22 protein-coding genes and 1 pseudogene are annotated in these 26,151 nt (G+C 69.7%); 7 read left to right on the plus strand and 16 right to left on the minus strand.

The features are described 5' to 3' along the window. Positions 1 to 14 precede the first annotated feature (14 nt). Both manD and C7444_RS11945 read right to left on the minus strand, forming a co-directional pair. Positions 15 to 1,223 (minus strand): D-mannonate dehydratase ManD, encoded by a 1,209-nt coding sequence (gene manD / locus C7444_RS11940; protein ID WP_110401083.1) that lies wholly within the window; start codon positions 1,221 to 1,223, stop codon positions 15 to 17. Positions 1,224 to 1,239: 16 nt separating this feature from the next. Further along, a complete protein-coding gene (locus C7444_RS11945) occupies positions 1,240 to 1,968 on the minus strand; it encodes a GntR family transcriptional regulator (protein WP_110401084.1) in 729 nt (242 codons plus the stop codon). Positions 1,969 to 2,081: 113 nt separating this feature from the next. Between C7444_RS11945 and C7444_RS11950 the strand changes: the two genes are divergently transcribed. From C7444_RS11950 to C7444_RS11965, 4 genes are all read left to right on the plus strand, one after another. Continuing rightward, positions 2,082 to 3,569, plus strand: coding sequence for a mannitol dehydrogenase family protein (locus C7444_RS11950; protein ID WP_110401085.1), 1,488 nt, complete (start codon positions 2,082 to 2,084; stop codon positions 3,567 to 3,569). Between the two features lie 57 nt (positions 3,570 to 3,626). Next, the gene (locus C7444_RS11955; RefSeq protein WP_110401086.1) at positions 3,627 to 4,640 is read left to right on the plus strand and encodes a TRAP transporter substrate-binding protein; all 1,014 of its coding nucleotides are present in this window, start codon (positions 3,627 to 3,629) and stop codon (positions 4,638 to 4,640) included. A 71-nt stretch (positions 4,641 to 4,711) separates the two neighbouring features. After that, positions 4,712 to 6,595, plus strand: coding sequence for a TRAP transporter large permease (locus tag C7444_RS11960; RefSeq protein ID WP_110401087.1), 1,884 nt, complete (start codon positions 4,712 to 4,714; stop codon positions 6,593 to 6,595). 226 nt (positions 6,596 to 6,821) lie between these two features. Continuing rightward, a complete protein-coding gene (locus C7444_RS11965) occupies positions 6,822 to 7,583 on the plus strand; it encodes a class II glutamine amidotransferase (protein ID WP_110401088.1) in 762 nt (253 codons plus the stop codon). Positions 7,584 to 7,712: 129 nt separating this feature from the next. On the opposite strand, the gene arsA is transcribed toward C7444_RS11965, so the two are convergent. The 6 genes from arsA to C7444_RS11995 form a co-directional block, all read right to left on the minus strand. Further along, entirely contained in the window at positions 7,713 to 9,494 is a 1,782-nt protein-coding gene (arsA, locus tag C7444_RS11970; RefSeq protein ID WP_110401089.1) for an arsenical pump-driving ATPase, read from the minus strand. 109 nt (positions 9,495 to 9,603) lie between these two features. Further along, on the minus strand, positions 9,604 to 10,089 hold the full coding sequence (locus tag C7444_RS11975) for an arsenate reductase ArsC (protein WP_110401090.1): 486 nt from the start codon (positions 10,087 to 10,089) through the stop codon (positions 9,604 to 9,606). Between the two features lie 4 nt (positions 10,090 to 10,093). Next, a complete protein-coding gene (locus tag C7444_RS11980; RefSeq protein ID WP_110401091.1) occupies positions 10,094 to 10,591 on the minus strand; it encodes an arsenate reductase ArsC in 498 nt (165 codons plus the stop codon). 10 nt (positions 10,592 to 10,601) lie between these two features. After that, a complete protein-coding gene (locus C7444_RS11985; RefSeq protein ID WP_110401092.1) occupies positions 10,602 to 11,078 on the minus strand; it encodes an ArsI/CadI family heavy metal resistance metalloenzyme in 477 nt (158 codons plus the stop codon). Positions 11,079 to 11,206: 128 nt separating this feature from the next. After that, a complete protein-coding gene (locus tag C7444_RS11990) occupies positions 11,207 to 13,120 on the minus strand; it encodes a bifunctional sugar phosphate isomerase/epimerase/4-hydroxyphenylpyruvate dioxygenase family protein (RefSeq protein WP_110401093.1) in 1,914 nt (637 codons plus the stop codon). A 43-nt stretch (positions 13,121 to 13,163) separates the two neighbouring features. Next, entirely contained in the window at positions 13,164 to 14,573 is a 1,410-nt protein-coding gene (locus C7444_RS11995) for an MFS transporter (protein ID WP_110401094.1), read from the minus strand. A 183-nt stretch (positions 14,574 to 14,756) separates the two neighbouring features. Between C7444_RS11995 and C7444_RS12000 the strand changes: the two genes are divergently transcribed. Continuing rightward, complete coding sequence (locus C7444_RS12000) at positions 14,757 to 15,533, plus strand: IclR family transcriptional regulator domain-containing protein (RefSeq protein WP_110401095.1); 777 nt, start codon at positions 14,757 to 14,759, stop codon at positions 15,531 to 15,533. A gap of 303 nt (positions 15,534 to 15,836) precedes the next feature. After that, the gene (locus tag C7444_RS12005; protein WP_110401096.1) at positions 15,837 to 17,039 is read left to right on the plus strand and encodes an ammonium transporter; all 1,203 of its coding nucleotides are present in this window, start codon (positions 15,837 to 15,839) and stop codon (positions 17,037 to 17,039) included. A gap of 65 nt (positions 17,040 to 17,104) precedes the next feature. On the opposite strand, the gene C7444_RS12010 is transcribed toward C7444_RS12005, so the two are convergent. From C7444_RS12010 to C7444_RS20255, 7 genes and pseudogenes are all read right to left on the minus strand, one after another. Continuing rightward, positions 17,105 to 17,812 (minus strand): response regulator transcription factor, encoded by a 708-nt coding sequence (locus C7444_RS12010; protein WP_110401097.1) that lies wholly within the window; start codon positions 17,810 to 17,812, stop codon positions 17,105 to 17,107. Further along, positions 17,809 to 19,302: a PAS domain-containing sensor histidine kinase gene (locus tag C7444_RS12015; RefSeq protein ID WP_110401098.1), complete on the minus strand. Its 1,494-nt coding sequence runs from the start codon at positions 19,300 to 19,302 to the stop codon at positions 17,809 to 17,811. The genes C7444_RS12010 and C7444_RS12015 overlap by 4 nt, the downstream gene beginning before the upstream one ends. 514 nt (positions 19,303 to 19,816) lie before the next feature. Further along, positions 19,817 to 20,041 carry a DUF1488 family protein gene (locus tag C7444_RS12025; protein ID WP_170130726.1) on the minus strand — a complete coding sequence of 75 codons (225 nt, stop codon included), beginning with the start codon at positions 20,039 to 20,041 and terminating at the stop codon, positions 19,817 to 19,819. Between the two features lie 153 nt (positions 20,042 to 20,194). Continuing rightward, positions 20,195 to 20,905 (minus strand): isochorismatase family protein, encoded by a 711-nt coding sequence (locus C7444_RS12030; RefSeq protein ID WP_110401101.1) that lies wholly within the window; start codon positions 20,903 to 20,905, stop codon positions 20,195 to 20,197. Positions 20,906 to 21,251: 346 nt separating this feature from the next. After that, positions 21,252 to 22,461: pseudogene (locus C7444_RS12035) on the minus strand (class I SAM-dependent methyltransferase). A gap of 340 nt (positions 22,462 to 22,801) precedes the next feature. Beyond that, positions 22,802 to 23,641, minus strand: a complete 840-nt coding sequence (locus C7444_RS12040) for a Crp/Fnr family transcriptional regulator (RefSeq protein WP_170130727.1) — start codon at positions 23,639 to 23,641, stop codon at positions 22,802 to 22,804. 156 nt (positions 23,642 to 23,797) lie between these two features. Continuing rightward, entirely contained in the window at positions 23,798 to 23,983 is a 186-nt protein-coding gene (locus C7444_RS20255; protein ID WP_170130728.1) for a hypothetical protein, read from the minus strand. A 49-nt stretch (positions 23,984 to 24,032) separates the two neighbouring features. Here C7444_RS20255 and C7444_RS12045 point away from each other — a divergent pair, with 49 nt between their 5' ends. Beyond that, positions 24,033 to 25,202, plus strand: a complete 1,170-nt coding sequence (locus C7444_RS12045; protein WP_170130729.1) for a PAS domain-containing sensor histidine kinase — start codon at positions 24,033 to 24,035, stop codon at positions 25,200 to 25,202. Here C7444_RS12045 and C7444_RS12050 read toward each other — a convergent pair. Beyond that, entirely contained in the window at positions 25,191 to 25,862 is a 672-nt protein-coding gene (locus C7444_RS12050) for a phosphoribosyltransferase (protein WP_110401104.1), read from the minus strand. The genes C7444_RS12045 and C7444_RS12050 overlap by 12 nt on opposite strands. Positions 25,863 to 26,151 lie beyond the last annotated feature (289 nt).

The following is a 26,151-nucleotide window of genomic DNA, read 5'->3' on the forward strand; positions in this document are numbered from 1 at the left end:
CGGGGCGGGGCGGCTCACCAGTTCCACATCGCGCCGTCGCGCAGGCGGGCCACGGGCAAGTAGGCCCGCTCGTAGGGGTGCTTGGCGGCCAGCACCTCGTCGATGTCCACGCCCAGGCCGGGCACCTCGTCCATCACCAGGTAGCCGTCCTCGTAGCGGTAGTTGTGCGGGAAGACCTCGTCGGTCAGTTCGCTGTGCGGCATCAACTCCTGCACGCCGAAGTTGGGCACCCACAGGCCGAAGTTGACCGCCGCGGCCATGGTCACCGGCGACAGATCGGTGGCGCCGTGGAAGCCGGTGCGCACCTGGTACATGGCGGCAAAGTCGGCGATGCGGCGCAGGTGGGTGATGCCCCCGGCGTGCACGATGGTCGAGCGGATGTAGTCGATCAGCTGTTCCTTGATCAGGTCCTTGCAGTCCCAGATCGAGTTGAAGACCTCGCCCACCGCCAGCGGCGTGGTGCTGTGCTGGCGGATCAGGCGGAAGCTCTCCTGGTTGTCGGCCGGCGTGGCGTCCTCCACCCAGAACATGCGGTAGGGCTCCAGGTCCTTGCACAGCCGTGCGGCCTCGATGGGCGTGAGGCGGTGGTGCGCATCGTGCAGCAGGTGCGGGTCGAACCCCACCGCCTCACGCACCTTGCGGAACAGCTCGGGCGTGTGGCGCAGGTAGAGCGCGGTGTCCCAGGTCTCCTCGGGTGGCAGGCCCTTCTGCGCCGGCTCGTAGTGGCCCTTGGCCTTGCCCACGCCGTAGACCTTGTCCATGCCCGGCACGCCCGACTGCACGCGGATGGCCTTGTAGCCTTCCTCGATGTGCTGCTGAACCGCCTCGATCGCCTCGGCGTGATCGCGTCCGTTGGCATGGCCGTAGACCATCACGCCGTCGCGGCTCTTGCCGCCCAGCAGGCGGTAGACCGGCATGCCGGCAAGCTTGCCGAGGATGTCCCACAGCGCCATGTCGATGGCGGCGATGGCCGTCATCGTGACCGGCCCGCGGCGCCAGTAGGCGCCCCGGTACAGGTACTGCCAGATGTCTTCGAGGTTGCGCGGGTCGCGCCCCACCAGGCACGGGAAGATGTGGTCTTCCAGGTAGCTGCGCACCGACAGCTCGCGGCCGTTCAGCGTGGCGTCGCCCAGGCCGTAGACGCCCTCGTCGGTGGTGATCTTCACCGTGACGAAGTTGCGGCCGGGGCAGGTGACGATGGTTTCGAGGCGTTCGATCTTCACGGGGCAGTCTCTCGGTTCAGTCGACGAAGTGGTCAGGCGCACGCTGACGCACCTGCGGGAGTTGGCGGCCCACACGGTCGATGTGGCCAGCCACGGCGGCGCCGAGGCGGCCGACATCACGGGCCGCCATCAGTGCAAGGATCTGTTCGTGTTCGGCCAGGGCGAGCTGGGCGTGGTCGGCCACGCCATCCAGCAGCAGCCAGCGCACTCTGTCGAACTGGCGCTTCATCGGCTGCAGCATCTCCCACACATGCGGGCGCCCGGCGAACTCGAAGAGCCTGCGATGCATCAGTTCGTCGAGTCGGAAGAACTCGCCCACCTCGCCCTTCGCAACCGCGCTGCGCTGCTGGTCCACGATGCCAGCGAACTCGTCTAGCTGCACGGGCGTGATGGTCTGCGCCAGCTGCACATGGCTGGCGCATTCGAGCGTGCTGCGGGCGAAACGGCCTTCGTCGAGGCGGTTCATCGAGATCGGCGCGACCAGCGTGCCGACCTTGCGCTGTATCTGCACCAGCTGCTCGTCGGCCAGCTGCACCAGGGCCTCGCGCACCGGAGTGCGGCTGACTTCCAGCGTGGCGGCGATGGTCGCCTCCGACAGGCTGAAGCGTGGCGGCAGTGTGCCGCGCACGATGGCGTCACGCAGGCGCTGGTAGACCTGCTGGGTGTACGAGCGCTCCGGATCGAAGCTCAGGCCGCGCAGGGCGGTGAGCAGGATGGCATCGGTGGCAAGAGGTGCTTTGGTCATGGTTCTCACTGTTCTGCCATGGTAGTTAATTCAAAGATTGACATCAATCCCCGGGTTTTTACTGACATATTGGGTCATGTGTCTTCCATAGACTGCAAATCTGCCATGGCACCATGGTAGTTAGCGAGTCCACCTTGAATATACTGACCTCTTCCACCAGTGCGCGCCTCCCGGCTGATGTGCAGATGCCCCGCTATGAGCGGGATGCGCTGCGCAATGGAATCGTCCACCTGGGCTTGGGCGCCTTTCATCGGGCTCACCAGGCGCTCTACACCGAGGCGGTGCTGAACGAAGGCGACCTGCGCTGGGGGATTGTGGGTGTGCACCTGCGCGGCCGTCGTCTGGCTGACGTGCTGCGCGCCCAGGACCAGCTCTGGTCGGTGACCGAGCGCCATGCCGAGCAGGCCCGCACCCAGGTCGTCGGCGCGCTGCGAGCGGCGCTGTTCGCGCCCGAGCAGGGTGAAGCGGTGCTGGCCGCACTGGCCGATCCGGGCGTGCACGTCATCACCTCCACCGTCACCGAGAAGGGCTACAGCTTCCAGCCGGCCTCCGGCGAGCTGGACCTGGACGACGCCGACCTGCTGCACGACCTGCGCCATCCTGCCGCTCCGCGAAGCACGCTGGGCGTGCTGGCTGCCGGCCTGTCGCGACGCCCCGCCACGGCGCCGGTCACGGTGGTCTGCTGCGACAACATGGCGGCCAACGGAGACCAGCTGCGGCAGCTGCTGCTCCAATATGCCGATCGAGCCTGCCCGGCATTGCGGGGGCGGTTGACGGACGGCAGCATCGCCTTTCCCAACACCATGGTGGACCGCATCGTGCCGGCAGCCACGACCGGGTCGCTGGACTGGGCCAGCCAGCGGCTGGGCCTGCGTGACGAAGCCGCCATCGTCTGCGAGCCTTTCACGCAGTGGGTCATCGAGGACCGCTTTGCCGGACCCCGTCCTGCCTGGGAGCGTGCCGGCGCGCTGCTCACCGGTGATGTGCGCCCTTTCCAGGCGATGAAGCTGCGCCTGCTCAACGGCAGCCACTCGGCGATCGCTTACCTCGGCCAGTTGCGCGGCCGCGAGACCGTGGCCGAGGCGATGGCCGATCCGCTGATCCGGACCGCCGTGCGTGGCCTGATGTTCAACGACCTGCTGCCGTCCGTGACCGTGCCGGCCGGCTTCGACGCCGCGACCTACTGCGAGCAGCTGCTGCACCGTTTCGACAACCCGGCCCTTGCCCACCGCACGGAACAGATCGCAATGGACGGGACCCAGAAGGTGGCCGTGCGCTGGCTGCCCACGCTGCGCGAGCGGCTGGCCGAGGGTGCGAGCTGCCCGTGGCTGGAGCGTGCGCTGGCGGCCTGGATGCACTACCTGCTGCAGGGGCATGCCGAGCACGGCCAGCGCCTGACGGTCAGCGATCCCGGCGCCCCAGCCTTGGTCGCCGTGCTGCGCCAGACGCTCGCACCCGAGGCGCTCGCCCGGGCTGCACTGAGCCATGCCCCGGTGTTCGGCACCGAGCCCTGGCCCGACGCGCTGGCGCACCGGCTGGGCCGGCACCTGGCCGCCTTGCAGTCCGGAGGCACCGAGGCCTTGCTGGCCTCGGCCCCTTGAATCCACTGAATCAACCCCGCAGGCGCGGCACCGCGCCGACCACTCTGGAGACTTGATATGGCATTGAACCGCAGACAATTTGGATCGCTCGCTGCATCACTGGGCCTGGGGGCTTCGGTCTTCAGTCCGGTGCGGGCCCAGGGTGCGCAGATCACCCTGAAGTACGGCACCGCCTTCCCGGCCGATCACCCCGGAACCCTGCGCATCAAGGAGGCGGCCGAGCTGCTGAAGAAGGACACCGGCGGCCGGGTCGACCTGCAGGTCTATCCCGCCAGCCAGCTGGGCAGCGAGCCCGACATGATCTCGCAGACCCGCTCGGGCGCGATCGACATGATGTCCACCGCCGGCACCAACCTGCAGACCCTGGTGCCCACCGCCGGCATCAACGGCGTGGCCTTCGCGTTCAAGGACTACGCCACCGTCTGGGCGGCGATGGACGGCGAGCTCGGCGGCCATGTGCGCGCGGCGATGGCCAAGGTCAACCTGCAGGCCTTCGACAAGGTGCTGGACAACGGCTACCGCAACATCACCACCGCCGGCAAGGCGATCAACAGCCCGGCTGACCTGAAGGGCTTCAAGATCCGCGTGCCCGGCATCCCGATGTGGCTGTCGATGTTCAAGGCGCTGGGCGCGTCGCCCACAGCCATCCCCTTCGGCGAGCTGTACTCGGCGCTGCAGACCAAGGTGGTCGATGGCCAGGAGAACCCGCTGGCGCTGATCCAGAGCGCCAAGCTCTATGAAGTGCAGAAGTACTGCTCGCTGACCGGCCACACCTGGGACGGCCACTTCATCTTCGGCAATGCCCGAAAGTTGCAGGCCTTGCCGCGCGAAGTGCAGGAGGCCCTGGCCAGCCACCTGAACGCCGCAGCGCTTCGCCAGCGCGAGGACATCGCGCGCCTGAACAGGGACGCCGAGGCCAGCCTGGCGAAGGCCGGCATCATCTTCAACCGCCCTGACACCACGCCTTTCCGCACCCTGCTGCGCAGTGCCGGCTTCTATGCCGAGTGGAAGAACAAGCTGGGTGAAGAGGCCTGGAACAAGCTCGAGAAATACGCTGGCGACCTGGCCTGACCACCAGCCCCGCACCGAGAGAAATCGCGCCCATGGCGCGCGCAGAACCCGAAGTAGAAGAAGGAAGGCCCATGGCCCACGCTAGTTCCGTCATCCCCGAACTGCCCGACGACCTGGATGGAGGGACGGCGGTTCCGCTGGGCGCCCACGCCACGTCACGCTGGATGTGGCCGTTGGAGGGCCTGTCTGCAGCCCTGATGCTTGCCATCATCGGCCTTCTTCTCGGCGGCGTGGTCTCCCGCTACATGTTCTCCAGCCCGATCGACTGGATCGACGAGGTGGTCTCGATCGCCTTCATCTGGCTGGCCATGTCGGGCGCGGCGATCGCGATGCAGCGCAACGAGCACCTGCGGTTGACGCTGTTCGTCGACATGCTGCCCGAGCGGCTGCGCACCTTCGTGCAGGCACTCTCGCTGGTCTGCGTGGCGACCTTCCTGCTGGCGCTGATCGGTCCGGCCATCGAGCATGCACGCGAGGAGTGGTTCGTCGTCACGCCCACGCTGGGCCTGCCCAACGTGGTCCGGGTGGCGGCCATCGTCTTCGGCGTGGCGCTGATGCTGCTGATCGTGCTGATCCACGCCTTGCGCACGGTGCGCTGGCCGCAGCTGCTGGCCGCGGTCGTGCTGGTGGCGGGCGTGGCGATGCTGTGCCTGGGCCTCAAGCCCCAGTGGATGCAGCTCGGGCTGCTCAACCTGGTCATCTTCCTGGTTGGCGTGGTGGCCTTGAGCCTGGCGGCAGGCGTCCCCATCGCCTTCTGCTTCGGCCTGGGGGTGATGAGCTTCCTGGCCTTCTCGTCGGACGTGCCGCTGGTGGTGGTGGTCGGACGGATGGACGAGGGCATGGCCAACTTCGTGCTGGTGTCAGTGCCCATCTTCGTGATGCTGGGCTGCGTGCTGGATGCCACCGGCATGGGCAAGGCCATCGTCGACTTCCTGGCGTCGCTGATCGGCCACGTCAAGGCCGGCATGAGCTATGTGCTGCTGGGCTCGCTGTTCATCGTCTCGGGCATCTCGGGCTCCAAGGTGTCGGACATGGCCACCGTCGCGCCCGCGCTGTTCCCCGAGATGAAGCGGCGTGGCAACAAGCCACCCGAGATGATCGCCCTGCTGGCCACCGGTGCCGCCATGGCCGACACCGTGCCACCCAGCATCGTGCTGATCGTGCTGGGCTCGGTGGCCGGGGTCTCGATCGCCGGTCTGTTCCAGGCCGGCTTCTTCGTGGCCATGGTGCTGCTGGGTGCGCTGCTGGTGCTGGCCCGCTGGAAGGCCCGCCACGAGCAGACCGAGGGCGCCCGGCGCCCGACCGCGGCGCTGATCGGCCGCCTGCTGGTCATCGCCGCTCCCGCGCTGGTGCTGCCTTTCCTGATCCGCAGCGCCGTAGGCGGCGGCGTGGCCACCGCCACCGAGGTGTCCACCATCGCCGTCCTCTACGCCTTGCTGGTGGGGCAGGTGCTCTACGGCGGCATCGGTCTGCGCAAGATCTACGCGATGCTGGTCGAGACCGCCGCGCTCAGTGGTGCCATCCTGCTGATTCTGGGCACCGCCTCGGCAATGGCCTGGGCCATCACCCAGAGCGGTGTGGTGCAGCACCTCTCGGTGTTCCTGACCACGCTGCCGGGAGGCTGGATCGCCTTCATGGGGGTCACGATCGTGGTCTTCCTGATCCTGGGCTGCCTGCTTGAAGGCCTGCCGGCCGTGCTGCTGCTGGCGCCCATCATGTTCCCGATTGCCAAGAAGCTGGGCATCAACGACATCCACTACTCGATGGTCGTGGTCACGGCGATGAACGTGGGCTTGATGATGCCGCCCATCGGCGTGGGTTTCTACATCGCCTGCCGCATCGGCGATGCCAAGCCGGATGATGTGATCGCCGCGATCTGGCCCTATCTGGTGGCCCTGCTGGTCGGTGTGGTGGTGATCGCGGCGGTGCCGGGCGTGTCCACCTTCGCCTTGTGATCTGGCCGCGGCGACACATCGTCCGTCCGGAGATCGCTGCCGGTGACGGTGGTGTCGTCCGCCCGTCGCGCGGATTCGTGTCGCCACGCTGGTCGATTGGTTGTCCAGCCCAGGACAGTGACCGGGCCATGAGGCCTGCACAGCCGCCCGTTCATCGGGTGAGAGCACGATCTTTCTAGGCCTGATGGGCGCCCGGGCAGGCCGTCCCATGAGGCACACTCCCGGCATGTGCCAGCTGCTCGGTCTCAACGCCAATACCCCCACCGATCTGGTGTTCAGCTTCACCGGCTTCGCCCATCGTGCCCAGGAGCACAAGGACGGCTTCGGCATCGGCTTCTTCGAGGGCGCGGGCGCGCGGCTGTTCGTCGACCCGGTCAGTGCCCGGCAGTCGCCGGTGGCGGAGATGATCCGCCGCTATCCGATCCACAGCCGCCACATCATCGCCCACATCCGCAAGGCCACGCAGGGCCGGGTGGCGCTGGAGAACACCCACCCGTTCATGCGCGAGCTGTGGGGGCGCTACTGGGTGTTCGCGCACAACGGCAATCTGGTGGACTTCGCTCCGAAGCTGCACGCGGCCTTCCGCCCGGTCGGCGACACCGACAGCGAGCGGGCGTTCTGCTGGCTGATGCAGGAGCTGTCCAAGAACCACGCCAGCCTGCCCAGCGTCGAGCACCTGACGCAGACCCTGGCCGAGCTGGCCGCGGGGCCCGCCCGCCACGGCACCTTCAACTTCCTGCTCAGCAACGGCGAGGCCCTGTGGGCGCACTGCAGCACGCATCTGCACTACGTCGAGCGTGGCCACCCGTTCCCGACCGCGCAGCTGCAGGATGCGGACGTGACCGTGGACTTCGCCGCCCACACCACGCCGACCGACCGCGTGGCGGTGGTGGTCACGCAGCCGCTGACCTGCAACGAGTCGTGGCAGGCGCTCGGCCCGGGGGAGCTGGCCGTGTTCGTGGACGGACGCCGGCGCCTGCCGCCCTGATCGCCCGGTGCGGCCTGCCGGGTGCAGGGCACGTGTGCCGTCAGGGGTGGGGCCACCAGGCGTGCGGTCACGGCGCCCGCCACGGTGGCCCTGCCGCCGTGTGACGTGTCGGCTGCACCGTCCGGGCGCTCAGTCGGCGCGGGGCGGTGCGGCCAGCTCGTGCAGCGCCGCGACGCCGACCGGTGCGCGGGGCGTCCAGGGCACGAGGCAGGTGCGCTGCGCCAGGCCCTGCGTGACCCGCTCGATCTGGGCGGCCTCGCCGGCCAGCCGCGCGCCCAGCACCGGGTCCTGCGTGCCCGAGGCCAGCAGGCAACGGTTCACCACCCAGGCGTAGGGCTCGATCTGCGCGCGTCGCAGGTCGTCCTGCAGCGCGGCGGCCTCGGAGACCGGCGTGGTCTCCGGCAGCGTCACCAGCAGCACGCGGGTGCAGTCCGGGTCCTGCAGCCGCATCAGCGGCGTCACCAGCCGGGTGCCGGCGCCGAACTCGCGGGCCATCTGGCGGTGGTAGGCGCCGGTGGCATCCATCAGCAGCAGCGTGTGGCCGGTCGGGGCGGTGTCGAGCACAACGAAGGCGCTGCGGGCTTCGCCCACCGTGCGCGAGAACGCGTGGAAGACGGCCACCTCCTCGGTGCACGGCGAGCGCAGGTCCTCCAGCAGCAGCGCCCGGCCGGCCTCGTCCAGGTCGCGGCCCTTGCCGGCCATGACCTTGTCGATGTAGCGCTGCGTCTCGGCCACCGGATCGATGCGGCCCACCTGCAGACCGGGCACCCGGCCCTCCAGCGTCGTGGCCAGGTGGGCGGCCGGATCGGTGGTCGACAGGTGCACGGTCTTGCCACGCTCGACCAGCGCCAGCGCCAGCGCCGCGGCGATCGTCGTCTTGCCCACGCCTCCCTTGCCCATGACCATCACCAGACCATGGTCCTGGCGTGCCAGGTCGTCGGCCAGCGCGCTCAGCGACAAGGCCTGCGGCGGGGGAGGCCGCTGCAGCGGCCGGACCACCGGCGGGTCGCCCGCGGGGGTCAGCAGCGCCCGCAGCGCGGGCAGGCCGACCATGTCGAAGGTGCGCAGCGGCACCCGGTCCTGCGGCAGCGACCGCAGCGAGTCGGGCATGGTCGCGAGCGCCTGCTCGCCGCCGGCCTGCAGCGCCGCGGCCACCGCGTCACCGGCCAGCGAGGCGTGGAACACCGCGTTGACCACCAGCCGCTGGTGGTTCAGGCCGAGTGCAAGCAGTTCCTCGTGGGAGCGGGCCGCCTCGCGCAGCGCGGCCACGTCGGCCCGTGTCACCAGCACGATCGCCGTGCGGGCCGGATCGGCCAGCGACTGCATGCCGGCGCGAAAGCGGGCCTCCTGCATCTTCAGGCCCGAGTGCGGGCCCAGGCAGGAGGCGCCGCGGTCATTGCCCTCGAGGAAACCGGTCCAGGCCTTGGGCAGGCTCAGCAGGCGCAGCGTGTGGCCGGTGGGGGCGGTGTCGAAGACGACATGGTCGTAAGCCGCGGCATCCCCGGCGAGCAGGCCGACGAATTCGTCGAAGGCCGCGATCTCGGTGGTGCAGGCCCCCGAGAGCTGCTCGCGCACGGCCTGCCGATCCGGCTCGCCGCTGTCGGCCGGCATCTGCTCGAGCACGCGGGCGCGGTAGGCCTGCGCCGCGGCCTCGGGGTCGATGTTCATCGCCCACAGCCCCGGCGCGCCGGGCACCGGCCGGGGCTGGTCGGTCAGCGCCAGGCCCAGCATCTCGTCGAGGTTCGAGGCCGGATCGGTGCTGACCAGCAGCACGCGCCGGCCGCGGTCGGCCAGGGCCAGCGCGCAGGCGCAGGCCAGCGAGGTCTTGCCCACACCGCCCTTGCCGGTGAAGAACAGGAAAGGCGGGGCGTCGTGCAGCAGCGACAGCGGCGAGGGGACCGGTAGGTTCATGGCGTCGTTCCTGGTGGTGTGCGGCGGCCGGGCGGTGGCCCGCAACCCGACGATAAGCCCGCCGCGCACCGGACGCCTTGATCCGGCCCAGGGTGGCGCGCTGCCGCGTTCAGGCGGCCAGCGCCTCCAGCCGGGCCTGCAGCTCGCGGTCGTCCAGCGACTCCAGCGGCAGGGCCAGCAGCCGCTGCATGCGTTCGGCGATGGCCAGTCGGGTGCGCTCGAAGGCGGCGGGCCGGTCGGCCTCGGGGGCGTTCGACGGATCGGCGTAGCCCCAGTGCACCTGCACCGGGCTGCCCGGCCACCACGGGCAGGTCTCGGCCGCGGCGCTGTCGCACACGGTGATGACGATGCGCATCCGCGGGGCGTCCACGGCGGTGAACTCGTCCCAGCTCTTGCTGCGCACCTCGCCGACGTCCACGCCTGCCCGCTCCAGCGCGGCCAGCGCGTGGGGGTTGATGCGTCCGCTGGGCGTGCTGCCGGCGCTGTAGGCCCGCACGTCGCGGCCCTGCTGCCGCGCGAGGTGGTTGAGCATGCCTTCGCCCAGCACGCTGCGGGCGGAATTGTGGGTGCACAGGATGAGGATGTTGGTCGTCATGGGGTCACTGGCGTCCGATGTCACGGACCTGTTTCTGGAGGGCCAGCCGGTCGAGGCCGGCCAGGGGGAGGGCGAGCATCAGCTGGAGGCGGCGCCTGAGGGTCACGAAGGCGTCGAGGAAAGCCCGCTCCCGCACGGCATCCGGTCCCTCGACGGCCGCGGGGTCCGGCAGGCCCCAGTGCGCGCTCACCGGCTGGCCGGGCCAGACCGGGCAGGCCTCGCCGCCCGCCTGGTCACACACGGTGAAGACGAAGTCCATCTCCGGGGCGCCAGCCTGGGCGAAGGTCTGCCAGCCCTTGCTGTGCCAGCCGTCGGTCGGCAGGTGGTGATCGGCCAGCGTCTTCAGCGCCAGCGGATGGACCTCGCCCCGGGGGTGGCTGCCGGCCGAGAAGGCCCGCCAGCCCGCGTGGCGGCCCAGGTCGTTCAGCAGCGCCTCGGCCAGGATGGAGCGGGCCGAGTTGCCGGTGCAGATGAACAGCACGTTGCGGATCCGTTCGGTCATGGATCGCTCCTCAGCAGCACGACGGGCCGCAGGTCACCGCGATGGCCACCGGCTGGCCCCGGGGCGCCCGTGGCGGGCAGCAGGCCGACGGGGCGTCCGCGTCGGCCGGGGTCTCGCTGAACACCGGGATGCCGTCGAGCGTGTGGAAGTGTTCCCAGGCGATGCCCTGCGGATCGATGATCCAGTGCTTGTCGCTGCGGGCGTAGCAGCAGGTGGTCTCGCCGGCCTCCTGCAGGGCCAGGTCGGCCGATTCGGCGCGGGTCTTCAGTTCGGCCAGCTCCGCCTGGCTGTCGGTCTGGAAGCCGAGGTGGTCGATGCCGGGCCGGCTGCCCCGGGTGGAGATGGCGAAGTTCAGGCGGGGATCGTCGAGCATCCACTTGGCGTAGTCGGCCTCGACCCGGGCGGGCTCGGCGGCGAACAGCTTCGAGTAGAAGGCGATGCTCGCCTGCAGGTCCTCGACGTGGGTGTGGACATGGAATCGTTTCATGGTCGGTGCTCCTTCAGCCCTGCGGCCTGCGTCATGCTGCCGCATTCCATGTTTCCAATGTAATGGAAATGTTGGGTGAAAAGCAAGGGCCCGCAGGCCCTTGTCGGCTCCGGCGTGCCCGGCCGGTCTCAGCGGACGGCGTGGGCCGTGCGCCATTCGGCCAGCGCGGCCAGCCGCACCGGCGAGTTGGTCGAGCCGTACAGGTCGTAGCCGCCGCGGCGCTCGACGAACTCGAACTCGAAGCGGTCGTCGAACGGCGCGGCATAGGCGTGCAGGAACTCGCCGCCCTGGGCATCCCGCTCGTAGAGCACGCCGCCGTCGCGCAGCGCGGCCAGGAAGTCGGGCGCCAGCGCGTACTTGGCGTCCAGGTCGTCGTGGTAGTTGCCGGGCACGGGCAGCATCGCCGCGCCCTGGCGGCGCAGGGCGGCCACGGTCGCGATCACGTCGTCGACCTCGATGGCCACCTGCTGCACCCCAGCGCCGCCGAAGCGGGCCACCGAGCGCGAGACCGCGGTGTTCTCGCGCTCCGAGACGATCAGCGAGGTGCGCACGGCCTTGTCGGCGGACTCGATCTCGCGGCTGCGGATGATGCCGAAGGGGTCGTGCAGCACCGTGCTGCGCTGCGGCTGCAGGCCCAGCACCGCACGCTGGAACAGCACCCACGGGTCGATCTGGCCGCCCGGCACGGCCTGCACCAGGTGGTCGATGCGGGCCGAGCGGGTGGGGGCGTGCGTGCCGAGCTGGCGCAGCGCCTCGACGTCCAGGATGAAGTCGGCCTCGAAGGCCTGCCGGCCGGCATCGTCGGCCGGCGGGCAGAAGTACAGCAGGCTGCCGTCGGGCGCCTGCACCGCCGGGATGTCGAGCTCGCCCTGGCCGATGTGGCCGCTCCAGCGGGTGCAGCCCAGCGCCTCGGCGCGCACCAGCGCGGCCTGCGGGTCTGCGGTGGTCAGCGCGGTGGCGCAGGCCGAGGTGCCGTGCAGGTCGAAGTAGCTGCGCGCGAACGATTCCTGCTCGCGGTTGAGCACGATGCGCACCTCGCCCAGGCCGAACAGCTCGACGTCCTTGCTGCGGTGCCGGCCGATGTGCACGAAGCCCAGCGTGCCCAGCAGCGTCGCCAGGCGGGTGGCCGCGTCGGTGTCGACGGCGAACTCGACGAAGGACCAGCCCGCCAGCGCCGGGGGCGCGGGCGGGTTGAACAGCGCCACCGGTGCTGCCGGCTCGGCCGGGCGGCTCAGGCGCACCTGCTCCTCCAGCCACAGCAGCGAGCGCATCGCGTCGACCGCGTTGGCGCGTGCCGGCGCCGAGCGGAACTCGTCGTTGAAGATCTCCAGCGAGATCGTGCCGGTGTAGCCCGCGTCGACGATGGCCGAGACGAAGCCGGTCACGTCCATCTCGCCCTGGCCGGGGAAGCAGCGGTAGTGGCGGCTGTGGGTCAGCACGTCGGTGTTGACCCACGGCGCGTCGGCCAGCTGCACGTAGAAGATCCGGTCCCCCGGGATCTGGCGGATCGGCGCGGGGTCGTCGCGCAGGGCCAGCGTGTGGAAGCTGTCGAGCGTCATGCCCAGCGCCGGATGGTCCACGGTGCGCACGACGTCCCACACCTGCGAGAACAGCTTGACCTGCGTGCCCCAGGCCAGCGCCTCGTAGGCGATGCGCTTGCCGCGCCGCCCGGCGGCCTCGGCCAGCCGGGCGAACTGCTCGGCCAGCCGCTCGGTGTCGCCCAGGGCATCGGGCTGCACGCTCGAGCACACCAGCAGCAGGTCGGTGCCCAGCGCGTCCATCAGGTCGAACTTGCGCTCGGCCCGCTCCAGGCTGCGCGCGACCTGCGCTGTCGTGCTGCCGTCGAAGTCGCGGAAGGGCTGGAACATGTCGATCGCCAGGCCCAGGTCGGCCGCGATCGAGCGCACCTCGGCCGGCTTGCCGGAGAACTGCAGCAGGTCGTTCTCGAAGATCTCGACCCCGTCGAAGCGGGCGGCGGCGATGGCCTGCAGCTTCTCGCGCAGCATGCCGGACAGGGAGACGGTGGCAATGGAACGACGCATGGCGGTTCTCGGCTGGAGGAGGGGGACGGGCGGCGCGTGCCGGTCAGGTGAAGGACTTGAACGACTGGGAGTTCGCCACCGAGTGCTTGCGCATCCGGTCGTACTCGGCCTTCTTGACCGGCAGCGCGTTCGGGTTGCCCAGGTCGTGCATGTGCACACGATAGGTCTCGCGGGCCGAGAAGGCCGCCAGCGCCGCCAGCGCGGTGGCCGCCAGCGTGATGGATCCGACGACCAGCGGGATGTTGTCGGCACCGGGGGGCGCCACGGCGGTGAACACGGCCGGCAGCATGGCCGTCACCAGCGTGCCCAGGTTCTGCGAAATCGCCATGGCCGACACGCGGGTGCGGGTCGGGAACAGCTCGGGGAAGAAGCTGGGGAACACGGCGTTGTAGCCCTGGTAGACGATGCCCCACATCAGCAGCGACATGCACACGGCCAGCGGCACGTTCTTGATGCTGATGGCGTAGAGGTAGGCGAACGACAGCAGGCCCGAGGCCAGCGCGCCGACGATGATCGGCGGGCGGCGGCCGATCTTGTCGGACAGGTTGCCCACGAAGGGGATCACGATCACGGCCAGGATGTTGCCGGCCACCGGGATCCACAGGTAGACGTCCTTGCTGAAGCCGATGCCGTAGCCGGGCTGCACCGCGTAGGCGGCACCGAAGATCGAGGTGACTACCGGGATCACGTTCATCAGCGCCATGCAGACCACGCGCAGCATGTCGCGCCAGCTTTCGGTGACGGCCTGCACCATCGGGGCCTTGACCACGGTGGCCTTGGCTTCCACCTCGGTGAAGGCGGGCGTCTCGTGGACCTCGCGGCGGATGATGTAGCCGGCCACGATCACGACGAAGCTCAGCAGGAAGGGGATGCGCCAGCCCCAGCGGTTGAAGGCCTCGGGCTCCATGTAGTGGGCCAGCGGCAGGAAGACGGCGGCGGCCAGGATCTGGCCGGCCTGCACGCCCTGCAGCGTGAAGCTGGAGAAGAAGCCGCGGCGGCCGAAGGGGGCGTGTTCCATGATCATCGAGCTGGCGCCCGAGATCTCGCCGGCGACGGCGAAGCCCTGGATCAGTCGCAGGACCACCAGCATGGCAGGCGCCCACAGGCCGACCTGGTCGTAGGTGGGCAGCAGGCCCACGGCGATGGTCGAGAAGCCCATCAGGAACATGCACAGCACCAGCACGTTCTTGCGGCCGTGGGTGTCCCCCCAGTGGCCCAGGAAGAAGGCACCGATCGGGCGGGCCACGTAGCCCACGCCGTAGGTGGCCAGCGAGGCGACGATGGCCGTCTTCGGATCGCCCTTGGGGAAGAAGATCTGCGGGAAGATCAGCGCCGCGGCGGTCGCGTAGATGAAGAAGTCGTAGTACTCCAGCGCCGAGCCGATCCAGCCGCTGGCGGTGGCTTTCTTGGTCTGGTGCTCGCCGTCGGGTTCGTGCTCTGTGAGGCTGGCCATGGAGAGGTCCGGGTGAAAGGAAAAAAGGCGGTCGTGTCGACCGGGTGGCCTGGATCTGGATCAAGGCAAGCGCGCGAATGTAGGACGCCGCAGGGGGAGGGTCCAGGGTGCCTGGTGCGTCAGCGATCGATCATCGATCGTGGACAATCGCTGATCGATCGAACCAATGGTTTTCCCTGAGACATGACCCGCACCCCCCGCCCGGACATCGACCGCTCGCTGCTCATCGAGGGGCTCGGCAAGGGCCTGCGCGTGATCGAGTCCTTCACCGACGACCACCCGCGCATGACGGCCACCGAGGCCGGGCAGCGCACCGGCCTGACCCGCACGGCCGCCCGCCGCTACCTGATGAGCCTGGTGCACTACGGTTATGCCGACACCGACGGCAAGCACTACTGGCTGCTGCCCAGCGTGCTGCGGCTGGGCCAGAGCTACCTGGAGGCAGCGCGCCTGCCCCGGCTGGTCCAGCCCTTCCTGCAGCGCCTGTCGATGCAGACCGGGGAGACGGCCAACCTGAGCGTGCTCGATGGCCATGACGTGGTCTACCTGGTGCGCAGCAACTCGCCGCGCATCATCTCGATCGGCTTCCAGGTGGGCTCGCGGGTGCCCGCGCACGGGGTGTCGCCCGGGGCGGCGGTGCTGGCCACCCTCGATGAGCCGGCGCTCGACGCGTGGCTGGCCACCCACGACTTTGGCCGCTTCACCACCCACACCATCACGGACGCCGAGCGTTTCCGGGCGGTGGTGGCCCAGGCCCGGCAGCTGGGCTACGGCCTGACCGAGCAGCAGGTCGACCTGGGCCTGTGCGGCCTGGCCGTGGCGCTGACCGACCGCAAGGGCCGCTGCGCCGGCGCGCTGAGCATGACCTTCCAGGCCCACGCCTACCCGGAGGGCAGTGCGCTGCAGCGCCTGCTGCCGGCCCTGCAGGAGGCCGCCCAGGCCCTGCGGGCCATCCTGTAGCCGGGCGGCCAAGCCACGGCCCGTGGCTGGTGGCACAGGGCCGGCGCGTGGATCCGGCGTGGACCCGCCTGGCCCGCACGGTGCCTGCCGCAGACGCCACAGGCGTGCATTGATCTGGTGCGGCTCAGCCTGTATGCACCGTCATTGGGCCATGTTCTGCCCGAATATTGGGCGTCCAGGGCTGGTGGCGGGCCATGGTGCGCCCGATTTCAGGCATTCGATTTGCTTTCTTGGTGCGTTTCTGGCGATGAAGTGGTGCGTGGTGCGCCATGTCGGCGCCATCTGCACATGGAGACATCGATCATGGATCAGGTCAGGCAGGGCACGGATGCCCTGTTCATCTTGCTGGGCGCCATCATGGTGCTGGCGATGCACGCGGGTTTCGCGTTCCTCGAGCTCGGCACGGTGCGCAAGAAGAATCAGGTCAACGCGCTCGTCAAGATCCTGGTCGATTTCGCGATCTCGACGATCGTGTACTTCTTCGTCGGCTACACGGTCGCCTACGGGGTGGACTTCATGGTCGGGGCCGACCAGCTGGCGCTGAAGAACGGCTACGAGCTGGTCAAGTTCTTCTTCCTGCTGACCTTCGCAGCGGCCATCCCGGCCATCGTCTCCGGCGGCATCGCCGAGCGGGCCCGCTTCGGCCCGCAGCTGCTGGCCACGGCGGTCATCGTCGGCGGGGTCTACCCGCTGGTCGAAGGGGCGGTCTGGGGCGGGCGTTTCGGCGTGCAGGCCTGGGTGCGCGAGCTCACCGGGGCCGAGTTCCACGACTTCGCCGGCAGCGTCGTCGTGCACGCGGTGGGCGGCTGGGTCGCGCTGGCGGCGGTGCTGCTGCTGGGCGCGCGCAGCAACCGCTACCGCAAGGACGGCGCGATGAGCGCCCACCCCCCGTCGAGCATTCCGTTCCTGGCGCTCGGGGCCTGGATCCTGGCCGTGGGCTGGTTCGGCTTCAACGTCATGAGCGCGCAGACGATCGACAAGATCTCCGGCCTGGTGGCGGTGAACTCGCTGATGGCGATGGTCGGCGGCACGCTGGTGGCGGTGCTGCTGGGCCGCAACGACCCGGGCTTCGCCTACAACGGCCCGCTGGCCGGGCTGGTGGCGGTCTGTGCCGGCTCCGACCTGATGCATCCGGCCGGGGCGCTGGTGGTCGGCGGGGTGGCCGGTGCGATCTTCGTGCTGATGTTCACGCTGACCCAGAACCGCTGGAAGATCGACGACGTGCTGGGCGTCTGGCCGCTGCACGGCCTGTGCGGCGTCTGGGGCGGCATGGCCTGCGGCGTGTTCGGGCAGAAGGCGCTGGGCGGGCTGGGTGGCGTGAGCCTGTCGGCCCAGCTGGTGGGCACGGTCGCGATCGCGGCCTGGGCGTTCGCGGGCGGGCTGCTGGTCTACGGTCTCATCCGCACGCTGGTCGGGCTGCGCCTGTCCCAGGAGGAGGAGTACGAAGGCGCCGACCTGTCGATCCACCGCATCGGCGCCACGCCCGACCGCGACGCGAGCTGGTGAAGGCCGTCAGGGCCACGCGTGCGGGAGTCACCGCACCGGCCCGCGACACCGCTTGATCGCCTCGCTCAGGGCGGGCCCAGCTCGCCCGGTCCGGTGTCTCCGCCCGTGCCGCGGTCCGGTGACGCGATGTTGTTCTCCATGCCGTAGCGGATCAGGGCGGCCATCGTCGGCAGCTGCAGCTTCTCCTGGATGCGGCTCTTGTGCGTGCTGACCGTCTTGACCGACAGGTGCAGGTCCTCGGCGATGTCGGTCAGCCGCTGGCCGGCCACGATGCCCCTGAGCACCTCGAGCTCCCGGTCCGACAGGCCGGCATGGCTCGGCGCGTCGATCGCGCCGTTGAGCTGCTGCACCACCCGCTCGGCCAGGCTGCTCGTGATGTAGGCGCCGCCGCTGGCCACCTTGTGCACGGCGTTGACCAGTTCGGCCGCGGCGCTGTCCTTGGTCACGTAACCGTTCGCGCCGGCCTTGAAGGCCCGCAGCGCGTACTGCTCCTCGGCGTGCATGCTCAGCACCAGCACGCCGGTGCGCGGGTACTCGCCGCGCAGCCGCTTGATCAGGTCGAGTCCGCTCATGCCCGGCATCGACAGGTCGACGATGGCCAGGTCGATCTCGTGCAGCCGCATCAGGTCGAGCGCCTGGAAGCCGCTGCCGGCCTCGAGCACGCGCCATGGCGTGCCCGTGGCCTCGAGGATGCGCTTGAGGCCTTCGCGCACGATCGTGTGGTCATCCACGATCAGGATGCGCAACTGGGAGAGGTCGAATGTCGCGCTCATGGGGAGGGGCTCGCTGCCTTCGGAGGCGGGGTGGTCTGCGGGGGGGGCAGGGGCAGCCGCACGCTCACCTGGCTGCCACCACCGTCGACGTTGCCGATGTGGAACTCGCCGCCGAGCATGTGGGCCCGTTCCCGCATGCCCATCAGTCCGTAGGAGCCCTCGCGCTGCAGTGCCGAGGCAGAGAGTCCGACGCCGTCATCGGTGACGGTCAGGACGAGATGGTCGTCCTGACGCTGGAGCTCGATCCGGGCCCGGCTCGCCCGGGCATGCCGACCCACGTTGGTCAGGGCCTCCTGCACCATGCGGTAGATCGCGATGACGAGCCGCTCTTCGGTCGGCAGGTCGCTGCAGCCCAGCTGCACCTGCACCTCGATGCCCAGCCGGCGCGAGGCGTCCGAGGCCAGCCATTCGATCGCGGCGTTGAGCCCCAGGTCGTCGAGCATCAGCGGGCGCAGGTCGCTGGCGATGCGGCGCACCGAGGCCATGGTCTCGTCGATCATCGTCAGCATGGTGCAGACCCGCTGGTCGCTGGCGCTGCGGTCGATGTGCGACAGGTCCATCTTCAGGGCCGTCAGGCGCTGGCCCAGCTCGTCGTGCAGTTCCCGGGCGATGCGTCCGCGCTCTTCCTCGCGCGCCTCGAGCACGTTGCCCGACAGCTGGCGCAGGGCCTGCCGCGATTTCTCGAGCTCCTTGGCTTGCGCCTGCCGCCGCGTGACGTCGGAGACCACCATCTGCACGGTGGTCCTGCCGTGGTCGGGCAGGGCGGCCAGCGCGATCTCGACCTCGCAGGGCGATCCGTCCGCCCGCTGGAGCTGCCCCGGCACCATGGCCTGGCTGCCGAGGTCGCCCAGCACCTGCCGCACCCCCTGTCGCAGGGCCTCGTGGAATGGCTCCTGCAGCAGTTCGTAGATCGACCGGCCGGCCAGTGCCTCCCCCGCCTCGACGCCCAGCAGACGGCTCGCGGCACGGTTGGCGAACACCACCCGGTCGCCGTCGGCGATCCACAGGGCCACGGGGGCCAGCTCGAAGACGGCCTTCAGGCGCTGCTTCAGGGCTTCGACCTCCGCCTGCAGCGCCCGCACCGGGCTGAGGTCCTGGATCAAGGCCGCGAAATAGCGGCGTGAACCACCGGCGTCGGCCATCTCGACGCGCGAGACGGCGACCTCGACCGGGAACCGTTCCCCGTTGGCGTGCAGCGCATGCACGAGTCGCCGTGGGGCCATCTGCAGCTCGATGTCGATCGAGTCGATGAAACGGCGCGCCAGCGCGGCATGGTCCGTGCGGTGTTCGGGTGGAATCAGGGATTCGAGCGGCAGCCCCAGCGTCTGGTCCTGGGTGCGACCGAACAGGCGCTGGGCCGCCGGATTGAGCGCCACGATCGTCTGCCCCGCATCGACCATCACGATGGCCTCGTGAGCCGTCTGCATGATGTTGCCCAGTGAAACTTCAAATGGATTCAGGCTCTTGTCCAGTGGCGGTACATCGTTCATCAACGCTCCGGCGAACAGCAGTCGGAGGTCGGTGCCATCATTGCTCGCATGCTGGAGCGGAAAATGGTCCAACCGTCATGGTGAAACTGCTTGATGTCGATGTTCCACAGTATGGGCAGTTGCAGGATCAGCTTCGTGCTGAATGTAAATATTGTAATCGTATTCCTGATGTCGAGCGGATCGCCTGACTGCTCTAGCAGCGGCATATGACCTCTTGATGCTCAGCGGGTCGACGACGATTTGCCGGAATTGATGGATCTTCGGCAAGGTAATATTTGGTACCCCGCTGTTTTCCCGGGTGCCGTCCTGGCGGTCATCTGCAGCGATGAGTCATTGCGGATCTGCGCAGAACTGCAACCGGTAGGAATCCATTGTCTTTCGCGCTGCGACATCCGGCAGATTTTCTTTTCGGGCGACTCTTTCCCGACGAACGCCGGGAGTCCGCGCGGCCATCGCATGCCGGCTCCCTGCGCATCAGGATTGCTGGTGTTGCCCTGCGTCGCCTCCGGTTGGATCACGGCTGCAGGTCGGTGACCCGCAGCACCACCGGCTGCCTCCCACCGGCCCGGACGCGCCGGATGGCGGCCTCCTCGAGGCTCTGGCGGTGGCGGCGGTACAGATCGGGCAGCGCCGAACGCTCCTGGGCGCCGTCGAAGCGGGCCCGCAGCGTGGCATCCGAGACGAACACGGTGACACGCGACGGACCGACCGGGACTTCAAAACTCAGGCTGGCTGACATCTCGCTTGACCTCCTTGACGTGTGGGGTGACAGCGCCTTCATCGAAGGCCTGCTCCGGGTGCACCGGGCTGCTGTGCGTGTTCTTTCGATCGCTCATCCCCGCAAGGTTCCCGGGATCTGCCCCTGCCGTGCACCCGCATGGCCCCGCCACGCTCAGACGCGCACGGGCCGGCGCGGCGCGATCCCGTGGCTGGTGACGAAGATCGCCCCCAGCGTGCGCATGCGCACGACGGCCCGCTGGCCGTCCCCCGGCGTGATGCCCGTGGCGGCGATGGCGTCGCTCACCACGACGACCTCGAAACCTTCGGCGATCGCGGCCCGCACCGTCTGCAGCACGCAGCGGTCGGTCGCCACGCCCGCGACGAACAGCCGTTTCACGCCGCATGCACGCAGCCGCGTGGCCAGGCCGGTGCGGTCAAAGGCTGAACAGGCGTCGACCCGGGCATCGCCTCCCTTGGAGATCACGACGGTCGAGTGGGGCAGGCGCAGTCCGTCGGCGAACTCGGCGCCGGCGGCTCCCGCGATGCCGTGCGCGGGCCACGGTCCACCCTGTTCCCGGAACGAACAATGCTGCGGTGGATGCCCGTCGCGGCTGGCATGGACCGGCAGATCCAGCCGGGCGAAGGCGGCCATGCAGGCATTGACCGGCTCGATCACCTGATGGGCCCCTGGCACGGCCAGCACCCCGCCGGGCAGGAAGTCACGCTGCAGGTCCAGGGCGATGAAGGCATCTCCGGCCACCAGGGGGACCGCTTCCACCTCGGGTTCGTGGCCGATTTCATGGCCGATGGCCGACCGGTGGCGTGACGGACCCGCATCGGGCTCGGCGGCCAGGCCGGTGCGTTGGGGATCGGTGTCGTTCATGGACAGGATTGCGGCAGACGGGCACGGCTCCGGCGCCGCTCGCCAGAGCATCCTGCGCATGATGCGAGCGGCCGTGCACGGCCCGGATGAGTGTGCGCAATGCGTGGCCACGCGGGGGCCGGGCGAGTCGATCGGGCCTGGCTTGAGCGCTCTCAATCGGGTGCCCGGTCGGGGTCGGGATACTGAAGGCCTTGGAGGAGCAACAGTTCGAGGGACATGAGGACTCTGGTGGTGTCCCGGGGCCTGTGGAAGTGTGGATGTCTGTGGTGGACTGTCCGCAGGCCATGTCGGGATGTTCAGGTTCGTCTCGCTGCACAGCGGACGGACCTTTTTTTTGCCGGCACCTTCAGCCGTACATGTGGCGGCGGTTGAACGGGTAGTCGCTCTGGGCGCCGCGCAGCAGTCCGTGCTCGAGCTGTCCGTCGGGCCGCGCGGCCAGCAGCTGGTAGAGCGACAGCCAGCCCTGCTCGAAGCCCATCGCGCAGCCGGCCAGGTAGGTACATCCGGTAGGCGCGCAGCGTGGTGTCGCCGGCCGTGGCGCGGGCGGCGTCGAGCTGGCGCTCCAGCGCGTCCGACCAGGCCCAGAGCGTGCGGGCGTAGTGGGGCCGGAGGTTCTCGGCGTCGAGCAGTTCCAGGCCGCTGGCCGACAGGTGACGGGCCACGACCACCACGTGCGACAGCTCCCCGCCGGGAAAGATGTGCTCGTCGATGAAGTCGCCCAGTCCGCCGCCGAGCTGGGTGTGGCGCAGGCTGCTGGCGGTGATGCCGTGGTTGAGCACCAGCCCGCCGGGGCGCACCAGCCGCGCCAGCGTCGAGAAGTAGCCGCCGAGCCGGGCCCGCCCGACATGCTCGAACATGCCCACCGAGGCCACCGCGTCGAACTCGCCCGTCTGCGGCAGGTCGCGGTAGTCCATCAGCCGCATCTCGACCCGGTCCTGCAGGCCGCGCGCGGCGATCAGCGCCGTCGCATGGGCGTGCTGGTTCTGCGACAGCGTGATGCCCAGGGCCCGCACGCCGTGGTGCTCGGCGGCCCAGAGCAGCAGGCCGCCCCAGCCGGCACCGACGTCGAGCAGCCGCTGGCCGGGCCGCAGCTGCAGCTTGCGGCAGACATGCTCGAGCTTGGCCTGCTGGGCCTGGGCCAGCGTCATCGCCGGGTCTTCGAAATAGGCACAGGAATAGACCCGCAGCGGGTCGAGCCACAGGCTGAAGAAGGCGTCGGAGACGTCGTAGTGGAAGCGCACGTTGCGTGCATCACGCTGCCGGTGGTGCTGCCAGCGTGAACGCCAGTGGGCCAGCCAGCCGGACCAGGTGCCCGTGCGGCCTCGCTCGACCGGGTCACCGACGAGTGCCGCGGCCACCGCCATCACGTCCCGTGGCGCACCGACCATGTCGATGGCGCCGCGCACGTAGGCATCAGCGACCTGGCCGATGTCGCCCCGCACCAGCGGCATCAGCAGGTGCCGGTCGTGCAGCGTCAGCCGCACGTCGGCCATCGAGCCGCCGAGGCGCCCGCCCGGCCAGCGGACCGCCAGCGTGCAGGGCAGGCGGTCCAGCATCGCTTCGATGCGCCCGGCCAGGCGGGTGTGCAGGGTCCGCAGCGGCGTGGCCTCGACGGCTTCGGCGGGCCGCGCCTGACCCGGCCGCACCAGCACCGGATGCGTGACCGGGCGGGCGTCGCCAGTCCGGGGCGGATCCCGCTGGCCTGGTGTCGCTTGCTGCAGTGGCTTGCCCATCGCTCAATGCACCCCGGTCGTGCCCGTCGACAGGCACACCGGACCTGTGGCCCGAGGGGCTGGGCCCGGTCGCCGTCCGGCCTGCGGCCTGGCGGGGGTGGCCAGCGGGGCTCGCTGGTCGGCGGCGATCCTGCCGCGGTGATCGCTGATCGGCATGGTGGGCTCAGGGCACGGCGGCGTCCCGCGCGGCCCTCGGCGTGTTGCTGGTCCTCGAGGCCGCATGGCTGCGCCGGCCGGGCGACTGCAGAAAGTGCCGGATGGTGCCGGTGCTTTCCGCGGCGCCCGCTCGCTCCGCGGAGCGGGCGCCACGGTCCGCGCGGCCGGGCTCGTCCACGCGTGCCCGGGTGCAGCGGGCGTATTGCCGCAGCGCCTCGAGATCGAGGATCTCGATCTCGCGGTTGCTCACGCGCACGCAGCCCGCGGTCGCCAGCGCGCCGAAGGACCGGCTGATGGTCTCGTGGGCCAGACCGAGGTGGCTGGCGATGTCGCGCCGGCCCATGCGCAGGTGGAAGCGGCGGGGCGACTGGCCGTAGCTGGCCATGCGCTGCGACAGCTGCATCAGGAAGCGCGCCAGCCGCACGTCGGCCGAGACGGCGGCCATGACCTCGGCGATCTCGCCGCGGCGCGTGATCTGCGCGCTGGCCGCCAGCAGCACCGCCCGCTCCAGCACCGGGAAGCGCTGTGCCAGCGTGAAGAGGTGGGCGATCGGCAGCACGTAGACGCTGGACTCCTCCAGGGCAGCGGCCGAATCGGGGTGCTGGCCGCCGCAGACCGCGTCGAAACCCAGCACCTCGGTGCGGCCGGTGAAGCACAGCACCTGCTCGTAGCCGTCCTCCGCCGTCTTGAAGGTCTTGAAGGTGCCCGAGCGCACGAAGTAGATCGCCTCGACCGCGGCGCCTTCGTGGTATAGCGCCATGCCCGAGCGCACGCGGCGCAGCCCGATCGGGGAGCCGTCGATCGACGTCGTGTCGGCGTCGTGATCGATCAGGTTCAGCAATTCCACCAGACTGACGGAATCATTCCTGCCGATCGGCCTGATGCCTCCGTCCAGCGGGTGCATTTTGCAATCGCCGTGCCATCCCAATCCCTGCTCCATCGTTTTCTCCAGCCCAGAAGTGTTTTTGATCGTGTTCGGTGATTTTCCCGATGTGTCGAAGTTTCAGGCCCCAAGTCCAGGATGGCTATCGGCGTGCGCGCTGAATTCCGATCGGAATTGCCGGCATGCATTCGGAATATTCCGAATCGTATTTGAGTTTTTTCCGAACGCGACCGTCATCAGGTCGTTGCAGAAAATCAAGCGGCGGCTGGGGGCATGGTCAATAATGAAAAAAGGGGTGGTGGTCATTCAATTCATGGATCAAGTCATGGGCAATTCACTGCCATCGTCCGGCCCGATGGCATCCAGCGTCGCCGACATGAACCGGGCGCTGGCCCACGAGTTGCATGTGCACCAGATCGAACTGGAGATGCAGAACGAGGAGTTGCGGCGGGCACAGTTCGATCTGGCCTCGGCCCGTGACCGGCTGGTCGATCTGTACGACTTCGCGCCGGTGGGGTATTTCACGCTGGACGAACTCGGCATGGTGATCGAGGCCAACCTCACCGGCGTGGCGCTGCTGGGCGAGGAGCGACAGCGCGTGCTGGGGCGGCGTTTCGCGAAGTTCGTCGCCTGTGCCGACGGCGATCGCTGGCACCTCCATCTGCTGCAGTCGCTGCGGTCGAAGGGGCCGCATCGCATCGAGCTCCTCCTGCAGTCGCGCAGCGGTGAGCGTTTCCATGGCCAGCTCGACTGTCTGCCCGTGCCACCCGACGCCGGGCGGGGCGCGTCCCTGCGGGTCACGATGATCGACATCTCCGAGCGCAAGCGCGCCGAGATGGACCGGCGCATCGCCTCCACCGTCACCGAAGGGCGCGAGGCCGAGCGCCGTCGCCTCTCGCGGGAGCTGCACGAGGACCTGGGTCAGCGCTTGAGTGCCGTGAAGATGGATCTGGCCGGCCTGCGCCCGGGCCAGGCCCGTCCGGCCCAGGTCAGCCGCATCGACGCGATGATGGGCGTGCTCGACGACGCGATGGCGACGGTGCGCCGCATCAGCAGCGACCTGCGCCCGTCGATGCTCGATGACCTGGGCCTGAACGCCGCCATCGACTGGCTGGCCCGTGACACTGCCCGCAGGCTCGGTCTCGTGATCACGCTGCAGCTCGAGGATGTCGATCCGCTGCTCGACGAGCGCACCTCGGTGGCGCTCTACCGGCTGGTGCAGGACCTGCTGACCTACATGGCCTGCGAACGCCGTGTGGCCGAGGTCCGTATCGGCCTGAGCCGCCAGGTGGGTGAACTGGTGCTGACCGTCGGTGACACCGGCGCGGGCGGGCCGGTGCCGATCGATGCCGACCCGGGCAGCGAGCCGATCCGCCTCCTCAGCGATCAGGTGCATCATCTGGGGGCCCGGCTGGTGCTGCACGAGCAGGCCGATGGCGCCCAGCGGGTGACGGCGCGTGTGCCGCTGCCGGGGCTCGAGGGCGGGTGGCCCGCCTCCCGCCCGGCCCGAGTCTCAGGGGGATGACAGCTCGGGTTGTTCGGTGCAGCGGTCCAGGGCAGCGAGCACCTCGTCGTCGTGGACCGGGTGGAAATCGGCGTAGTGCCTGCCGATGGTGTCCAGGCGGGCCCGTTCATGCAGGCAGACGATCTGGTCGGCGTCCTGGCGCAGCCGGTCCAGCGCGCGCGACGAGGCCACCGGCACCGCCAGCACCAGCCAGGCCGGGTGGTGACGGCGCAGCGCCTTCAGTGCGGCCTTCATCGTCGTGCCCGTGGCGATGCCGTCGTCGACGACGATCACGGTGCGGCCCTGCACCGCCTGCGGCGGACCGGCCTGCCGGTACAGGGCCCGGCGGCGGTCGATCTCGCACAGCGCCTTCACCATGCGCGACTCGATGTAGTCCGGATCGACCCCGGTCTCGTGCTGCAGCGCCTCGTCGATGACGACTTCCGGGGGCTCTCCGTCGACCACGACCGCCACTGCCACCTCGGGCTGCCACGGCAGGCCGATCTTGCGCACCAGCAGCAGTTCCAGCGGCAGGTGCAGCGCGCGGGCGATCTCGGCGCCCACCGGCACGCCCCCTCGCGGCAGCGCCAGCACCACCGCCGGGGTGGTCCACCGCCATGTCTTCAGGCGTTCGGCCAGCAGGCGGCCGGCTTCGGTGCGATCGGTGAACAGCAGGGTCATGGTGTCGTCTCTCCCAGGTCGGAATTCAGGTGCCGGTGGCCCGTCGTCGGCCGCTGCCCGGTGAGCCGGTGCGCGCGCGACCGGGCCGGCGCTCCCGCGGCGCCGGCGGCCTGCCGTGCACGTGCGCGGGCCTCGTCGCGGGAGGCCATGGGCTCGACGGCCCTCGGGTCGGGATCTCCGGCGGGGCGCGCACAATGCTCGGCGGTGTTCGACGGCCCGCCGTTGAGCCTGCGCAAGGTGCAGCTTCCCGGGCTGGCGCACGCGGTGGCGCCCGGGCCGTCCGGGCACG

It is taken from the genome of Sphaerotilus hippei, assembly GCF_003201595.1.
In the GTDB taxonomy this organism is placed as follows: domain Bacteria; phylum Pseudomonadota; class Gammaproteobacteria; order Burkholderiales; family Burkholderiaceae_C; genus Sphaerotilus; species Sphaerotilus hippei.

Excerpts from the sequence above, each read along its gene's own strand:
- C7444_RS11945 (WP_110401084.1), bottom strand. The coding sequence starts at position 1,968 with ATGACCAAAGCACCTCTTGCCACCGATGCCATCCTGCTCACCGCCCTG.
- C7444_RS11950 (WP_110401085.1), top strand. The coding sequence starts at position 2,082 with ATGGTAGTTAGCGAGTCCACCTTGAATATACTGACCTCTTCCACCAGT.
- C7444_RS11955 (WP_110401086.1), top strand. The coding sequence starts at position 3,627 with ATGGCATTGAACCGCAGACAATTTGGATCGCTCGCTGCATCACTGGGC.
- C7444_RS11960 (WP_110401087.1), top strand. The coding sequence starts at position 4,712 with ATGGCCCACGCTAGTTCCGTCATCCCCGAACTGCCCGACGACCTGGAT.
- C7444_RS11965 (WP_110401088.1), top strand. The coding sequence starts at position 6,822 with ATGTGCCAGCTGCTCGGTCTCAACGCCAATACCCCCACCGATCTGGTG.
- arsA (WP_110401089.1), bottom strand. The coding sequence starts at position 9,494 with ATGAACCTACCGGTCCCCTCGCCGCTGTCGCTGCTGCACGACGCCCCG.
- C7444_RS11975 (WP_110401090.1), bottom strand. The coding sequence starts at position 10,089 with ATGACGACCAACATCCTCATCCTGTGCACCCACAATTCCGCCCGCAGC.
- C7444_RS11980 (WP_110401091.1), bottom strand. The coding sequence starts at position 10,591 with ATGACCGAACGGATCCGCAACGTGCTGTTCATCTGCACCGGCAACTCG.
- C7444_RS11985 (WP_110401092.1), bottom strand. The coding sequence starts at position 11,078 with ATGAAACGATTCCATGTCCACACCCACGTCGAGGACCTGCAGGCGAGC.
- C7444_RS11990 (WP_110401093.1), bottom strand. The coding sequence starts at position 13,120 with ATGCGTCGTTCCATTGCCACCGTCTCCCTGTCCGGCATGCTGCGCGAG.
- C7444_RS11995 (WP_110401094.1), bottom strand. The coding sequence starts at position 14,573 with ATGGCCAGCCTCACAGAGCACGAACCCGACGGCGAGCACCAGACCAAG.
- C7444_RS12000 (WP_110401095.1), top strand. The coding sequence starts at position 14,757 with ATGACCCGCACCCCCCGCCCGGACATCGACCGCTCGCTGCTCATCGAG.
- C7444_RS12005 (WP_110401096.1), top strand. The coding sequence starts at position 15,837 with ATGGATCAGGTCAGGCAGGGCACGGATGCCCTGTTCATCTTGCTGGGC.
- C7444_RS12010 (WP_110401097.1), bottom strand. The coding sequence starts at position 17,812 with ATGAGCGCGACATTCGACCTCTCCCAGTTGCGCATCCTGATCGTGGAT.
- C7444_RS12015 (WP_110401098.1), bottom strand. The coding sequence starts at position 19,302 with ATGAACGATGTACCGCCACTGGACAAGAGCCTGAATCCATTTGAAGTT.
- C7444_RS12025 (WP_170130726.1), bottom strand. The coding sequence starts at position 20,041 with ATGTCAGCCAGCCTGAGTTTTGAAGTCCCGGTCGGTCCGTCGCGTGTC.
- C7444_RS12030 (WP_110401101.1), bottom strand. The coding sequence starts at position 20,905 with ATGAACGACACCGATCCCCAACGCACCGGCCTGGCCGCCGAGCCCGAT.
- C7444_RS20255 (WP_170130728.1), bottom strand. The coding sequence starts at position 23,983 with ATGACCACCACCCCTTTTTTCATTATTGACCATGCCCCCAGCCGCCGC.
- C7444_RS12045 (WP_170130729.1), top strand. The coding sequence starts at position 24,033 with ATGGCATCCAGCGTCGCCGACATGAACCGGGCGCTGGCCCACGAGTTG.
- C7444_RS12050 (WP_110401104.1), bottom strand. The coding sequence starts at position 25,862 with ATGACCCTGCTGTTCACCGATCGCACCGAAGCCGGCCGCCTGCTGGCC.